This is a genomic window from Trichocoleus sp. Lan (assembly GCF_039961855.1).
Lineage (GTDB): Bacteria > Cyanobacteriota > Cyanobacteriia > Cyanobacteriales > FACHB-T130 > FACHB-T130.
In genome coordinates, this window is sequence record NZ_JAMPKA010000005.1 from 108,445 (window position 1) to 123,798 (window position 15,354).

Genomic DNA, 15,354 nt, shown 5'->3' on the forward strand with positions numbered 1-15,354 from the left:
ATTAGGAGTCTGCCAGCCGTGGTTGTACAAATATCTGATAGCACCTACGAAGTCAAGACCCAAGAAATTGCCAAACAACTGTTGGCAGCAACGAGAGAAAATCGCTCCTTTTTTGCCCAAATGCGCGACCAAATGCGCTGGGATGATAAATTACTTGCTTGGGCAATGGCTAACCCTGGTTTGCGAGTGCAGCTATTTCGCTTCATTGACTGTCTGCCTGCGCTGCACAGTAAACCGGAAGTTGCTCGCCACTTGCAAGAATACTTGGCGGATGAGTCGGTTGAACTACCGACGAGCCTGAAAGGGATGCTCAACTTTGCTTCTCCAGACTCAATGCCCGGTCAGGTAGCAGCGACAACGGTGAATACAGCAGTTGAAACCTTAGCGCATAAATATATCGCTGGGGAAAGTATTAAACAGGTTATTAAGACGGTTGAGCGATTGCGTAAGGAGAAAATGGCTTTCACCATCGACCTGTTGGGGGAAGCGGTGATTACGGAAACTGAGGCGCAGTCGTATTTAGATAGATATTTGGAATTGATGCAGCAGCTGACGGAGGCGGCGAAGACGTGGACGCGGGTTCCGGCAATTGACCAAGCAGATGGAGAAGAAATCCCCCAAATTCAAGTATCTGTCAAGCTGACAGCGTTTTATTCGCAGTTCGATCCGTTGGATGCAAAGGGAAGCAAGGAGCGAGTGAGCGATCGCATCCGGCTTCTATTACGTCGCGCCCAAGCGTTGGGGGCTGCCGTTCACTTTGACATGGAACAGTATGCCTACAAAGATTTGACGCTCTCCATCCTCAAACAGTTGTTGATGGAAGAGGAGTTTCGGAGTCGCACGGATCTCGGGATAACGCTGCAAGCTTATCTGCGCGACAGCGAACAAGATTTGCGCGGCTTGATTGACTGGGCGAAACAGCGTGGCTATCCCCTGACAGTGCGCTTGGTAAAAGGGGCGTACTGGGATCAAGAAACCATCAAGGCGATGCAGAAAGATTGGCCGGTGCCAGTTTACAGCGATAAAACTGCAACCGATGCCAATTTTGAGAAGATGACCCAGCTGTTGCTGGAAAATCACGAGTATTTGTACGCGGCAATTGGCAGTCATAACGTGCGATCGCAAGCACGGGCGATGGCGATCGCGGAAAGTTTGAAAATTCCCCGCCGTCGCTTTGAGATGCAAGTTTTGTACGGCATGGGAGATAAGCTGGCAAAAGCTCTCGTCGATAAAGGTTATCGAGTGCGGGTGTATTGTCCTTATGGGGATTTGCTACCGGGAATGGCTTATTTGATTCGCCGGTTGCTGGAAAATACTGCCAATAGTTCATTCTTGAGGCAAAATCTGGAAGAGCGCCCGATTGAGGAATTGTTAGCGCCCCCCGTTGTAGAAAGTTCGGATTCATTCAAAACTCAAAACTCAAAACTCCCAACTCTAAACTTGCCTTTTCACAATGCGGCGGATACGGATTATGCAGAAGCTGAGGAAAGGAAGCGATCGCAACAAGCTTTGCAAACGATGCGCGAACAGTTGGGTAAAACCTATTTACCTCTGATTAACGGTGAATATGTAAATACATCGGATCTCGTCGATTCAGTGAACCCTTCCAACCCCAGTGAGGTGGTTGGCAAAATCGGGCTGATTAGCGTAGAACAGGCAGAACAGGCGATCCAAGCCGCAAAAGCAGCATTTGCCAATTGGCGGAGGACTCCGGTGCCAGAAAGGGCTGGCGTGTTGCGGAAAGCCGCAGATTTGATGGAAAAACGCCGCGCTGAATTATCCGCGTGCATGGTATTAGAAGTTGGGAAGCCAGTGCGGGAATGCGATGGTGAAGTTTCCGAAGCGATAGACTTCTGCCGTTACTATGCCGACGAAATGGAACGGTTGGATGCTGGGCACCATTATGACATCGCCGGGGAAACCAACCGCTATAACTACCAACCAAGAGGAATTTCTCTGATTATTTCCCCTTGGAATTTCCCCTTGGCGATTCCCACCGGAATGACAGTGGCGTCACTGGTGGCTGGAAATTGTACGCTTCTCAAACCCGCTGAAGTTTCATCGGTGATTACTGCGAAACTCAGTGAAATTTTGGTAGAAGCAGGCATTCCTCGGGGGGTGTTTCAATACGTACCCGGAAAAGGTTCAACGGTGGGTGCTTATATGGTGAAGCATCCCGATGTCCACATGATTACTTTCACAGGTTCTCAGGAAGTCGGCTGTCGAATTTACGCCGATGCGGCGATTTTACAACCAGGACAAAAACACCTGAAGCGGGTGATTGCCGAAATGGGTGGCAAGAATGCGATTATCGTCGATGAAAGTGCCGATCTCGACCAAGCAGTGCAAGGTGTGGTGCAGTCCGCCTTTGGTTACAGCGGACAGAAGTGTTCGGCGTGTTCTCGGGTAATTGTTCTAGAACCCATCTATGATGCCTTTGTAGAGCGTTTGGTGGAAGCAACGCGATCGCTCAATGTTGGCCCTGCGGAGGCACCCAGCACCCAAGTTGGCCCCGTGATTGATGCAAACGCACGCGCTCGCATTTTGGAATATATCGAGAAAGGGCGTCAGGAAGCCAAAGTGGCGCTGGAAATGCCCGCACCCAACAATGGCTATTTTATCGGGCCGACGATTTTCTCAGAAGTCCCGCCAGAGGCGACGATTGTCCAAGAAGAAATTTTTGGTCCGGTTCTAGCCGTCATGCGGGTGAAGAATTTTGAGGAAGCGATCGCAGTTGGTAATAATACCAACTTCGCCCTTACTGGCGGTCTATATTCCCGTACACCTTCCCACATTCAACAAGCTGAAACCGAATTTGAAGTCGGCAACCTCTACATCAATCGCGGCATCACTGGCGCAATTGTAGCAAGACAGCCCTTCGGCGGTTTCAAACTTTCTGGCGTCGGTTCTAAAGCAGGTGGCCCAGATTACTTGCTACAATTCCTCGAACCCCGCGTAGTGACAGAAAATATCCAACGCCAAGGATTTGCTCCGATTGAAGGAGTAGATTAGAAAGGCAAAAGTAAGAAGGCAAAAGTAAACAGAAAGAATTGTTTCTTTTACTTTTGTCTTTTTATTGGGGTAAGGTAATTGGGAGAAAATAATAGAGCGGTTCTCAATTTGATGCAATACAAAATGAGAAAGAAGTTAAAAGAACCTATCTGGATTCTGTGACCGATAAAGATAAAAGCACTAAGTTTAAAAATAGAAGTCTGCTAATTCTAGGAATCATTTGGCTGGTGGGGGCAGTTAGCGATCGCATTTGGTTTGCGCTTGATCACTCAGTGCCAGCTTGGGATCAGGCAGATTACTTGACGGGATCGTTGAACTACTGGAGGGCTTTGCAACAACCCCAGTGGTTTTCAGGGGAGTGGTGGACGAGTTTTTGGCTGTTGACCTCCAAAGTGCCGCCTTTTACCTACATTGCGACTGCTATCGTCCAGCATCTCTTTGGGACGGGGGCGGATCAAGCCACGCTGGTTCTGTTGCTATTCAGTGCGATGCTTTTGGGTTCGGTTTATGGTTTGGGTGTCCAGCTATTTAGCATTGAAGTCGGTTTATGGGCGGCTGGGCTGTGCCAATTGTTACCGGGGATTTATCAATATCGCCTGGATTTTCTGCTGGATTATCCGCTGACAGCGGTTGTGACGTTGAGTTTCTTTTGCTTGACGGTTTGGCGAAATTGTCGAACCGCAGAGGAACAGAGGACGCAAAGAACAAGAGAATGGGTTTGGGCGGCGGCGTTTGGGCTTTCTTTGGGGCTGGCGCTGATGGTAAAGCAGACAGCGCTGTTCTTTCTGTTGACGCCGATTTTGTGGGTGGGGTTTGGGACGATTCTTCGGCACCGGGCATGGGGACGCCTCGCGCAACTGGTTTCTGGGTTGCTGCTTTCGGTTTTGGTCTTTGGTCCTTGGTATCGCACCAATTGGCTGCTGATGCTGACAGCGGGAAAACGGGCAACCGTGGATTCAGCGATCGCAGAGGGAGATCCCGCCCTCAATACTCTAGACGCTTGGACTTACTACTGGAAAATTCTTCCTTACCATCTGTCTTGGCCTTTGTTACTCATTCCAATTGTAGGATTGCTGATTTATTCAATTAAAAAAATAAAAACTCAACAAGAGAATTCTTCAACTTTTAATCTTTCATTTTTACATTTTGATTCAATTGCTTGGCTTGCAGTATTTTGGCTGGGAGCTTATTTACTGGGTTCGCTGAATATCAATAAGGATTCTCGCTATGTCTTGCCTTACTTGCCAGTAGTGGCGCTGTTTTTGGCTTATGGTTTGACGCGCCAGACAGGACGCTGGAAACATTACATCCGTTGGGGAACGGTTGGTTTGGCGGTGCTGCTAATGTTTCTGAACCTGTTCCCCGTGGGAGGGATGTTTGCCAATTTCACGCAAGTCCTCAGTCCCTACGCCCAGCATCCCGTTTATCTGGGAGAAAAATGGCCTCACCAACAAGCGATCGCCCAAATTATTCAAACCGAACCTTATCTGCGTTCCACACTAGGAGTATTACCCTCAACCGCAAAAATTAACCAGCACAATTTCAATTATTACGGTGCGTTAGAAAATTTTCAGGTGTATGGGCGTCAGGTAGGAACCCGAAAGAAGTTTGTCCCTCAAGATGCGCGATCGCTTTCCTGGTTCCTCACGAAAAGTGGTAAGCAAGGATCGATTCCAGACGCGCAAGCAATCATCGTCCAAACTGTAGAACAAGGTTCGGATTTCCAATTGCAAAAGAGTTGGGATTTACCCGATGACAGTGTTCTGAAACTCTATCATCGCAAAACGCCACCCATTCAAGTACAACCCCTCACAGAACCCCGTACCCAAGTCAGCCTAGAACGGGTGAGTGTACCGAACCAAGCCCCACCAGGGATTCCCGTACCGATTACCTACGAGTGGTCTGGTTCTTGGGAACAGTTGCAATCTGGGTTAGTGCTGCTGACTTGGCGAATAAGCGATCGCATTGTTGAAAATTCCAAAGTTGAGAATCCCAAAGTTGAAAATCCCAAATCTGAATGGCTGCACGATCACGGGATTGGCATGGGAGAATTGTATCCAAAAGTTCTTCTCCCTGCGCGTTCTGCGAAAGGTTTTCGAGTCACCGAACAGATGGCGATGCTGCCGCCAGCAAATATATCGGCTGGAATTTACCGCCTAGAAGCGACTTACCTGAACCGGCAAACGGGTGAAACTTACCCGATACAGGTGCCCCCCGTGACACTGAAGATTGAACCCCTTGCCGCCGCCACACCCGCACCTGAGCTGGATTTGCTGACTCAGTTGCGGACTCTAGCCGCTACCTTACCCCAAGGGACAGAAGCTCTAGAGTCGATATTTGAAGAAACTGGGCGCATCAACCAGTACGACCCGATTCAAGACTATCTGAATCAAACCTTAACGGCATTGGAATACCGACTGCAACAGGAACCGCAAAACCGGGATTGGGCATACACGCTGGCTTTGTCAAAGGCACTAAAGCGACAAGTCAAAGGTGCGATCGCTGCCTTAGAACGAGTCGTTGAGATCGACTCCCAAAATCCCTACGCTTATGCCTATCTCGCCTTTGTCCATCTGTACGATTGGCATCCCGCCGCCGCCCAGAAAGCTTTGAAACCAGCTCTTGCCATCAACCCGAACTTATCCGAACTTCAAGCCCTGAATGGCGTAGCAACGCTTCTGCAAGGCAATCTCGTCAAAGCTTGGCAAATTCTGAAAGAATTAAAAATTCCGAATTAGAAACAAAATTCTTTCTTTTGCCTTTTACTTTTTGCCTTCTTCAGAGATGTTTCATCAAAATTAACTCCAACTGAGGAATGCCTATCGGCTTGCTGAGATAATCATTAGCACCAGCCTCTAGAAAACGGTCTCGATCTTCTGCCATTGTATTTACCGTCACCATTACCACTGGCAGTCTTTCCAGTTCCGGCTGCTGTTTTAAGTCTTTTAGTAAATCTAACCCGCTGTATCCACCGGGTAAATTTACATCCAACAAAATCAGATCGGGCTGGAAGTTTCGCACTCGCTGGAGGAAATCCGTCCCATCAAGCAAATGTTCAACGGTATGACCTACGACTTGGAGATAGTCTTGCAACAGCAACCCACTATTTTCATCGTCTTCCACAATTAGAATTCGTCCTTTGCCAGGGATAGAAAAAGGGTTGGCGGCGGCTTTTAACTCGCCTTTTAACTCGCCATTGTTAAGTCCAGAAGACAATGAAGAAGAATCGCCCCCCTCGCTTGGAAACTGATAGATGGAGACTGATTCATTGCTCATATCGGGCAGATATAGAGTAAACTCACTGCCTTTTCCTAGGGTTGAGGAAACCGTCACATCTCCACCATGAAGTCGGGCTAAACTGCGAGTCAGTGACAACCCCAAACCAGTGCCAGCAAACTGCCGGTTCAGTCCGCTGTCCAATTGGCGAAATGGCTCAAATAACAATGACAGCTTCTCAGGGGCAATACCAATGCCCGTATCCGCTACGGTAAACGCAATGCATCCAGCCTGCTTTTGCACAATTAGGGAAACTTGACCCGATGGTGTGAACTTAATTGCATTCGATAGCAGATTCAATAACATCTGCTTTAGACGTCGTTCATCGGCGACACAAACATCAATTTCTGGGTCAATTTGACTGGTGAGTTGTAGCCCTCCTTCGTAGGCTTGTTCCCGCATAATCGTAACGACGTATTCGCACAAATTCGGCACGATAATTGGCATCGGGCAGAGTTTCTCTTTGCCTGCTTCGACTTTAGAAAGGTCAAGAATATCGTTAATCAGCGATAGGAGATGTTCGCCACTGTTATTAATGCAGGTGACATACTCTTTCTGTTTCTCATTGATTGTGCCAAAAATTTCTTGCCGCAGGATGTGAGAGAGTCCTAAGATGGCGTTAAGGGGCGTTCGGAGTTCGTGGCTCATGGTGGCAAGGAATTCACTTTTTGCTCGACTTCCCGCTTCTGCCGCTTCCTTTGCTTCCCGCAGTTCGATTTCTTTGTTCATGCGATCGCTAATGTCATACACGACCGCTTGTAGCACTTTTCGGTTGTCCAGCTCGATTGCCGTTAGCGTCACCTCTGCCGGAAAATCTTTACCATCCGACTTCCGATAAATCCAATCAAAGCGACAGTTGCCTTCTGTTAGGGCAGTGGTAATGCGATCGCAAGCTAGAGTCAGGGAACTTTGACCATCGGGCTGAGTTGGTGGTGAGAATGTGCTGGGATGTTTGCCGCAAAACTCCTCCAAGCCATTACAGCCAAATAGGTGTAGGGTTGCACTGTTGCAATTGAAAATTTCTTGTTCATCCAACAGCATCACCGCCGCGCTGGTCGATTCATAGAGCGTTCGGAATTTGGTTTCCGATTCTTGCAGTGCCTTTTCTGCTTGTTTGCGCTCGGTAATGTCTCGCGTCGTATTGACCGCCAGCAGGACTTTCCCCCTGTCATCGCGGATTGCCGCCCCATTGATACTCACCCACTTGCGCTCTCCATTGAGACCGTGTACCACCAGCTCCTGATCGGTAAAAACTTCCCCTTGAAGTGCCCTTGTTAGAGGTAACTCCGACCGACGAGGGCGGGAACCATCTGGGTTCCGGACTTTTAATTTAGTTAAAAAATTCTTGACGTGAGGCATAGAGCCTGGAGCGGAGGTAGGTGTAACGCCATTCCCGACCAAACCATATATCTGCAATGCCGCCCGATTTAACAGCACGATTTGACCATCGGGTTGAGTAACAGTAATTCCCTCTTGAATAGAATCAAGAATGGCTTCCAGCAGTGTTTTTTCTTGAGCGAGTTGCTGAGTGCGCTCCTGAACCAGGCTTTCTAGCTGTTCAAGCTCGTGGGCATTGTAGAGTGCGATCGCTGTCTGTCCAGCTAACTGTTGCAGCAGTTGGATTTCCCATTCTAAGAACGGCGGACGCGGCTTGATCGAGCCGACAACTAGATAGCCGTAGAATTGCTCTCTTACGAAGATAGGAGCCAAGAGCATCGTACTTGGTCTCGTTTCCGCGCAAAGCGCTTGATAGGCTGGGGTCAACCAAAAGTCAGTAGTGTTTGCGATCGCTACCGGACGGTTTTGAAGTAACTCACTTCGCACCATTTCCCAGCCTTCTACGGACAGGGTTGTCCCTTGTAGGGGCGATTGAGAAATCGGCTTTACAGCATCTGATAAATGGGGCCAATACTCCGCTTCAATGTAAACTCGGTTTGATTCCGACAAGTCTCGGACTACCATGCAGAAATCGCAGCTCATCGGGACTGCCGTCTGTCGGACAATTTCATCAACGACTGATTTTGGATCGAGATTAGAATTTAAGGCAGTCGTGATGCGGTTTACTAAGGCTTCTCGCTCCAGTTGTTGCTGCAAGGCTCGCTGGGTTTGTTGGAGTCGTATCTGCATCCGCTGACGCTCAATGGCATATCGCACGGTGCGGAGCAGCAGATGGCTGTCGGCATGACCTTTGACGAGATAGTCTTGCGCTCCTTCTTGTACAGCAGAAAGTGCGATCGCTTCATCGGCTAGCCCCGACATCACCACAATCGGCACTTCTGGTACAGCATTGCAGACTCGTCTGACGGTTTCTAAACCCTGAGCATCTGGCAGCGATAAATCTAACAAAATCACCCCGATCGATAGTGGGAGGCGATCGCCTTTCAGCTCAAAAGGTTGCTGGTTCGCTGGTTGGTTAAACCTTTCAATCTTCAACTTCTGAACGTTCAACCCTTCTGAACTGACGAGGCAATCCAGGGCTTCTGTGAGCGTTTGAACGTGGATCAGCGTTATCTGGGGAGCATTGACTTCCCGCAGCAGTTCCCGCACGAGACGGGCATCGCCAGGGTTATCCTCCACAAGCAATACGGCGATCGGTTCAGTCTGCATGGGTTGCACTCCAATTCTTTTACTGGAGGGTCTTCTTCCAGCATTTCCCCTCTCTTTCGGCAGCGTTACCATCTTTATGAGCTAAAACTTCCAGGGTTACTTTGAAAATTCTTAGGAACCAATCCACCTCTACTGGCTTGGTAATGTAATTGAGATGCTATGTATTGTAAATATTTTAATCTTTCATCAATGTTATCGGGATTACTTGCGGAGTCCCTCCAGTGTGCTGGTTTGGCTTGTTTTTTGCCCACACTCGATCAATATTTTTTTAGAATTCGTATCTACAAGCATGATGTCTGACCCTACCTACAGGGTGAATTTACTATACTTCGCCCCCTGAAATGCCACGTCTGAGAAGTTGGTTATGGCATCATCCCTCTGTACAGGCTTTCCGATTCGGGCGGCAATTTCTTAGGATTGGCAACAGTAGCTTCTTGACCGAATAAATAACTCCTCGTAGTTGCCGATATGACTTTTAAAAAATTTCTAGATTCTTAAAGCTTGTAAAGCTAATAGTTGGTTATTTTTTTGCTTGAATGATTGCTGAAATTTAATTTTTTTAAGACTTTCTAAATAAAAATAAATTTTGTATGTCTAATTTTTTTACTGGATGTTAAATTAGTGGTATAGTAGCAATCTGATTTGAGCTGTAAGATGCCAGCAGTTCAGATAGCTGACTTCTTAGAGAAGTCGGGTATCTCGCCTTTAGAAACCATTTAGGCTGGCTATATATATTATTAAATTAAAAGAATTTTAGTTGACAAATGCACCTAAGCTAGGTTTATTGTTTAGCTAAAAAAACAGTAATTTGTCCTATATCTGAAGACTGATTTCTGATGAGGGATGTAATCAGAACTGGGATAGATGTGTAATAGAAAATATAAAACATCCTTAGAAGGCAAACAATAATTATGACTTGGTTAGAAAGGCAATTTGGACAACAGAAGACCAGCACAGAAGGAGACAGCAAACATGACGCTCAGGCTGTCGAAGAACAAATGAGTCCAGGACTTACGGGTGAGTATGATTGGGAGTTGCGTGAGAAGGCTGGGATGCATAAACCTCCAACATTGCCAGAATACATGGGCTTTGAGGGGGAATACGATGCTAACGGATTAGCTAAGCGCGTTGCTGCTGCATTTGATCAAGAGCCGAACCTCAAAAATATTGACACTCTTGAAATCGCTCAAGACGGTGGCACGATTATCCTCACGGGTTCTGTACCCGATCAATCAATTTTGAGCCATGTCGAAGCGGTTGCTGCCAAAGTAGATGGCACCAAAGCAGTAGACCTTCACCAAGTGGAAATTAAAACCCACGAAGGTTCCGTCCGATAAAATTAGAAAGGTCTGCTGTTAGTGGGAGATAAAGATTGGCTCAGCTGCAACGATTAGCGATCGCTCCCTCTCAATTTCAAAACCAGCAAATTATCCTGACTGCCGAACAACAGCATTATCTCAGTCGGGTGTTGCGGTTGCGGGAGGGCGATCGCTTTATCGCAATGGATGGACAGGGGCACTGGTGGCTGGCGAAGCTGGAGGCGAATCAGGGGCAGCTTCTAGAGCCGATTTCCGTCCAAACCGAGTTGCCCTGCTCAATAACCCTAATGGTTGCGTTGCCAAAAAACGGCTTTGATGAAGTGGTGCGCTACAGTACCGAACTAGGGGTGGTAGCGATCGCGCCCGTCGTGAGCGATCGCACCCTGCTCAATCCCAGCCCCCAAAAACTCGAACGTTGGCGGCGAATTGCCCAAGAAGCCGCTGAACAGTCAGAACGTCAAATCGTTCCCACAATTTTAGAACCCGTTTCCTTTTCGGCTGCTTTGTCTTCACTCAAGATTAATTCTTCTTCGACAAGGGACAAGAATTATATCTGCGTTGCTCGTGGAGATTCTCCTCATTTACTCGATTGCTTGATTCATCTCTTGCCGCAAGAGACTTCTCCCCCAGCCCCTCTCCTACAAGGGAAGGGCGCTGGGGAGTTAAGTTTTTCAGGTACAGCAGATGAACTGAAGAATCCAGGGCAAGGAACGATTGTCATCGCCATCGGGCCAGAGGGAGGCTGGACACCAGCAGAAGTCGAACAAGCGATCGCTTCTGACTTCCAACCCGTTTCTCTAGGGCGTCGTATCCTGCGATCTATTACCGCCCCAATGGTCGCCTTATCTCTGGTAGCTGCGGCATGGGAATCCGAAATTAGAGAGATTTAAGGGACTGCTCAATGCACAATTAGAAATGAAGGATGCTTCAACTTTTAATTTTTAATTGTTAATTTTTTAATTACTGTAATGCTTCAACAACTTGCGGAAGCTTTCGAGCGCAAAGACTATAAAACCGTTGCCTGGTTACTCAACCATCTGGTAAAACAGATGCCGCAAAATCCCTTAGTACAGTTCTATGTGGGACGGCTGTACGAAGAAACGGGCAAGTTGGAGGCGGCAGAAAATGCCTATCGGCAGCTGTTACGGGAAACCACCAATCCCAAGATTATGACTCAAGCTCGTCAAGGATTGGGACGTATAGAAGCGATCGCCCAACAAAAAAGACGAGACGCGATCGCTCAAGCCACCGCCACCCCAGAAGACACAGAAGCAGGCGTCTTAGTTCTAGAAGCCGTTAGCGCTGAAAAGAAACAGGTCGCCGCCCAACAGTTAGCTCGAATCGTGCAGATAGACCCTTACACCGCACGGCTACAACTTCCCAGTCGCGGCTGGCGGTTGTACCGAACTGGTCCGGTAGGAGAACTGCGATTCTACAGTCAACAGATGCAGCAAGCTGAAATTCCCAACTTCTGGGCAAACCTTGCGGATGTTCGGAAACTTAACGTTTTTCGCGTCAGCCATTTCCTTTCGGCTTCCCCACCTAGCGTCGTTTGCGAGAACGAACACGGTCAGACAGGTTCCCTGACCTTCAACTGGTCAGAAGTCAGACAACAAGTGCAAGGACTCTTACCAATCTTTGGCGAAGTCATCGACCAAGATGCTCGTCGCCAACTGCAATGGAAAACTCAAACCCAAGACTATGCCCAATTGATCGACTTGCATCTTCCTTCCAGACACAGTATTCTTCGCCTTTGCGATAGCAACTACCAGTTTGGGCAGGGGATTTCCTTCAATCCACAGCCGACTCAACCCAATCAAGCGACTAACCGCAGTCATTGGAACAATTTACTTCATTTTCTAGAAGGACATTTGCCCCAGACGCCGATTTGGGCAGATTTTACAGATTTTGCTCAAACTGCCCTAGATCGCACAGAAATTCTAAAAAGTCTCAAATCTCATATCGACTTATTTCGGCGCGAAGAAACCCTCTGGGACCCAGCTTTCCAACTGTACAGTGGGCTGGTTTTCCTCAGAGGGTCAAAGAATTAAAAAGACAAAATTAAAAACTAGACAACAAGCCTGCTAATTTTTAATTTTTAATTATTTTTTCACCTGACGCGCCATGTCCATGAAGTTGCTCATGCTGGGACCGGGACGCCGACGAGTATTAGAGCTAGAAATTGGATTCAAGTATTTCGGAGCAAACGTGGTATCGGATTGGCTTTGACCCTTGCCGTTAATCGGTGCTGCTGGTTTCTCAGCAACTACTGCCTCAACACCTTCAGCCGTCTGAATTAGCTCTACTGGGGGTCTTTGAGCAATTTCTTTCGGTTCTGAGACTTCTTTAGAGTTTGATGAATTCTTGGATGCAGCCCCTACAAGTTCTGGGGTTGCTTGAGGCTTCGATGAATCTTTTTGTCCATTAGACGCAGATTTAGAAGCGGATGCAGATGCCTTCGCGGGTTCCGGCTTCTTCGATTCTGATGTTCGGGCTTTGACTGGTTCTGGCTTCTTCTGGCTCTCTTGTGCCGCTGGTTTTGCGTCTTTGGACTCTTCTAGCTCCATGTAGTATCCACCAGACTTCTTACGAGGAAGAGCAGCAGCCTCGTTTCCTTCAGATTTCTTAGAGCCAAAAATTCCACCAATGAAAGCGGTAATGCCGCCCAACAATTTTTTGATAAAACCAAACATTTAGTATTACTCCTGAGATTTAAATGACGATGTTGACTGATTCCCGAAACATTGGAGCAAGCTATTCTATTTTTGATGCAAGACTGGTATCGCCAAGGATAAGCTCAACTGCTCAGCTCAGAAAGCAGCCGCTTTACAATATGGACAAAGCGTTTCTATCGTTGCAATTTGCGATCCAGATCGGATTATGAAGTTTTACGGCGGACAAACGCAAGATTCCCAGATAGTTCTTTACAAAAATTTACAAATTTTGTTTTAGTAAGTACAGTTACCCAGCCAGTTAGCTCTGGAAAACGCTCTTTTGTTGCAAGAATTTACATTAATCTCAGATTTTAAGCCACAGCCACTCGACAGGCTGTCCTAAACCAACCCCAGCCGCGATCGCTCGTGTCTAAGCTGGGATTATATGAGATTAATTCCTGGCAAAATGAACAGTGCCCCTAAGCGCAATCCTGTATTGCTAATTCACGGCATCAACGATACGGCTGCTGTATTCCATAAAATGGCTCCTTACCTGGCACAGCAAGGCTGGTCTGTATACGATCTCAGCCTCACCCCCAATAATGGTGCGATGGGTCTGGACTCTCTAGCACAGCAGGTTGCTGATTACGTTGCCAAGACCTTTTCACCCGACCAACCATTTGATTTGGTCGGCTTCAGTATGGGAGGCATCGTTAGCCGCTACTACGTGCAGCGACTAGGGGGCATTAACCGGGTGCAGCGTTTTATTACCATATCAGCACCCAACCACGGAACGTGGGCGGGCTACTTTCACAATGGGATTGGCTGCGTTCAGATGCGCCCTGATAGCGCTTTTCTACAAGATTTGAATCGGGATGTGGCGATGCTGGAACAGGTGAATTTCACCTCGATCTGGACGCCTTTTGATTTAATCATTCTGCCACCGAATAGTTCGGAAATGCCCGTCGGTCAAAATCTACAGGTGCCAGTATTGCTGCACCCGTGGATGATTACAGATGCTAAGGGGGTTAAGGCTGTGGAGAAGGCACTTTTAGAACCACTGAAGCGCGATCGCGTAGCGTCTCCTAATGGGAATCGCCAATCTCGGCATACTCCCGAACCCCGAAAATTGCCTCGGCATGAGAGTAATATTTGAACTCCATCAAGTTATAAAACGGATCTTCGAGAAAGAAGGTACGATGTTCGGTGAGTTGACCGGGAAAGCGATGTTTCGGCTGCTGATAAAAGTGCAACTGTTGCTGTTGTGCCCGTTCTAGCAAGCTTTCCCAATCAGCCATTGATGTAAAAATCAGCCCAAAGTGCCGGGGATAGATTCCTCGTTGCGGGGTAATCGGTTCTTTGCTAACGTGACCTACCAGCTGATGACCGTAGAGATTCAGAATTAAGGCATCGCGGGTTTCACGTCCTACTTGGCAGCAGAGTCCATCGGCGTAGTACGCTTTGGCTTGGGCAACATCGGAGATGGGAAAAGCAAGATGAAATATGGTTGGATTCATCGGTAATATCTGAGTGCTGTGCTTTATTTGCGGCGCTTTCCTGGTGGCGCAAGCGCCGATTAAAGGTGATATTCGCTGTGATAGATACATCCTTCACCTGCGGTTCCTTTTTGCGCCTCTCTCACGAGCAAGAGTATTGTGAAAGAGTGTTATGAATTCAAGATTTTTACAGATGCTCTCTACAATTAATTCTGTCAATCCCTGGTTAGTTGCAGTGGGATTGAATACAGTTTTGTTAGCGATCGCCTATTTCGCCCCTAAAAAGTTACTGACCCCCGCCGGATTCCTCCACGCTTGGGCGCTGGGCGTCATTATCTGGGGTACCCTCGGCTGGCAGGGATATGTAGTCGTCATGTTTTATTTTCTGGTAGGCTCTGCCGTCACGCGCATCGGCATGGCTCAAAAAGAAGCCGAGGGAATTGCCGAGAAACGCTCTGGGGCGCGAGGACCGGAGAATGTCTGGGGTTCCGCGCTTACGGGCACTCTATGCGCCTTAGGAACGCTACTGGTGACTTATTTAGGGCAACCCCAATGGGTGCCTTTCTTACTGCTGGGCTACGTAGCCAGTTTTAGTACAAAACTTTCGGATACCACCGCCAGCGAAGTCGGGAAAGCTTATGGTAAACGGACGTTTTTGATTACTACCTTACAACCTGTAGCCAGGGGAACAGAAGGGGCGGTTTCTTTAGAGGGGACAATCGCTGGAGTGGTGGCATCGGTTGCGATCGCTTGTGTTGGCTGGGGCGTTGGTGCGATCGATCTCATCGGGGTGGTTTGGTGCATAGTAGCAGCGTTTATTGCGACCAATTTGGAAAGTGTCATTGGTGCTACGCTGCAATCTCGCTACGATTGGCTTACCAACGAAGTAGTAAATTTTCTCAATACCTTAATCGGCGCGATCGCGGCAATTTTGTTTGCCTTAGCATGGTATTCGTTTAGTCTGACTACTGCGGGGATTGCTTGAAACTG

General features: G+C 47.9%; 10 protein-coding genes. 7 read left to right on the top strand and 3 right to left on the bottom strand.

Features of this window, described 5'->3' with window-relative positions:
• The first annotated feature begins 18 nt into the window (after nucleotides 1–18).
• The gene (pruA, locus tag NDA03_RS06410) at nucleotides 19–3,012 is read left to right on the top strand and encodes an L-glutamate gamma-semialdehyde dehydrogenase (RefSeq protein WP_348237610.1); all 2,994 of its coding nucleotides are present in this window, start codon (nucleotides 19–21) and stop codon (nucleotides 3,010–3,012) included.
• Between the two features lie 158 nt (nucleotides 3,013–3,170).
• Nucleotides 3,171–5,750: a glycosyltransferase family 39 protein gene (locus NDA03_RS06415; protein ID WP_348237611.1), complete on the top strand. Its 2,580-nt coding sequence runs from the start codon at nucleotides 3,171–3,173 to the stop codon at nucleotides 5,748–5,750.
• Nucleotides 5,751–5,790: 40 nt separating this feature from the next.
• On the opposite strand, the gene NDA03_RS06420 is transcribed toward NDA03_RS06415, so the two are convergent.
• A complete protein-coding gene (locus tag NDA03_RS06420) occupies nucleotides 5,791–8,895 on the bottom strand; it encodes a response regulator (protein ID WP_348237612.1) in 3,105 nt (1,034 codons plus the stop codon).
• Nucleotides 8,896–9,806: 911 nt separating this feature from the next.
• Here NDA03_RS06420 and NDA03_RS06425 point away from each other — a divergent pair.
• The 3 genes from NDA03_RS06425 (at nucleotide 9,807) to NDA03_RS06435 (ending at nucleotide 12,265) form a co-directional block, all read left to right on the top strand.
• Nucleotides 9,807–10,232 (top strand): BON domain-containing protein, encoded by a 426-nt coding sequence (locus NDA03_RS06425; protein ID WP_190439720.1) that lies wholly within the window; start codon nucleotides 9,807–9,809, stop codon nucleotides 10,230–10,232.
• A gap of 35 nt (nucleotides 10,233–10,267) precedes the next feature.
• Nucleotides 10,268–11,104, top strand: a complete 837-nt coding sequence (locus tag NDA03_RS06430; RefSeq protein ID WP_348237613.1) for an RsmE family RNA methyltransferase — start codon at nucleotides 10,268–10,270, stop codon at nucleotides 11,102–11,104.
• A gap of 78 nt (nucleotides 11,105–11,182) precedes the next feature.
• Complete coding sequence (locus NDA03_RS06435) at nucleotides 11,183–12,265, top strand: tetratricopeptide repeat protein (RefSeq protein ID WP_348237615.1); 1,083 nt, start codon at nucleotides 11,183–11,185, stop codon at nucleotides 12,263–12,265.
• A gap of 51 nt (nucleotides 12,266–12,316) precedes the next feature.
• Here NDA03_RS06435 and NDA03_RS06440 read toward each other — a convergent pair whose 3' ends face one another.
• Entirely contained in the window at nucleotides 12,317–12,907 is a 591-nt protein-coding gene (locus NDA03_RS06440; RefSeq protein WP_348237616.1) for a hypothetical protein, read from the bottom strand.
• Nucleotides 12,908–13,334: 427 nt separating this feature from the next.
• On the opposite strand from NDA03_RS06440, the gene NDA03_RS06445 reads away from it, so the two are divergent.
• On the top strand, nucleotides 13,335–14,024 hold the full coding sequence (locus NDA03_RS06445; RefSeq protein ID WP_348231640.1) for a triacylglycerol lipase: 690 nt from the start codon (nucleotides 13,335–13,337) through the stop codon (nucleotides 14,022–14,024).
• Here the strand turns inward: NDA03_RS06445 and NDA03_RS06450 are convergent.
• On the bottom strand, nucleotides 13,954–14,385 hold the full coding sequence (locus tag NDA03_RS06450; protein ID WP_348237617.1) for a VOC family protein: 432 nt from the start codon (nucleotides 14,383–14,385) through the stop codon (nucleotides 13,954–13,956). The genes NDA03_RS06445 and NDA03_RS06450 overlap by 71 nt on opposite strands.
• Before the next feature lie 172 nt (nucleotides 14,386–14,557).
• Here NDA03_RS06450 and NDA03_RS06455 point away from each other — a divergent pair, with 172 nt between their 5' ends.
• Nucleotides 14,558–15,349, top strand: a complete 792-nt coding sequence (locus NDA03_RS06455) for a TIGR00297 family protein (protein WP_348237682.1) — start codon at nucleotides 14,558–14,560, stop codon at nucleotides 15,347–15,349.
• Nucleotides 15,350–15,354: the final 5 nt, after the last annotated feature.

Excerpts from the sequence above, each read along its gene's own strand:
- NDA03_RS06420 (WP_348237612.1), bottom strand. The coding sequence starts at position 8,895 with ATGCAGACTGAACCGATCGCCGTATTGCTTGTGGAGGATAACCCTGGC.
- NDA03_RS06425 (WP_190439720.1), top strand. The coding sequence starts at position 9,807 with ATGACTTGGTTAGAAAGGCAATTTGGACAACAGAAGACCAGCACAGAA.
- NDA03_RS06435 (WP_348237615.1), top strand. The coding sequence starts at position 11,183 with ATGCTTCAACAACTTGCGGAAGCTTTCGAGCGCAAAGACTATAAAACC.
- NDA03_RS06440 (WP_348237616.1), bottom strand. The coding sequence starts at position 12,907 with ATGTTTGGTTTTATCAAAAAATTGTTGGGCGGCATTACCGCTTTCATT.
- NDA03_RS06445 (WP_348231640.1), top strand. The coding sequence starts at position 13,335 with ATGAACAGTGCCCCTAAGCGCAATCCTGTATTGCTAATTCACGGCATC.
- NDA03_RS06450 (WP_348237617.1), bottom strand. The coding sequence starts at position 14,385 with ATGAATCCAACCATATTTCATCTTGCTTTTCCCATCTCCGATGTTGCC.
- NDA03_RS06455 (WP_348237682.1), top strand. The coding sequence starts at position 14,558 with ATGCTCTCTACAATTAATTCTGTCAATCCCTGGTTAGTTGCAGTGGGA.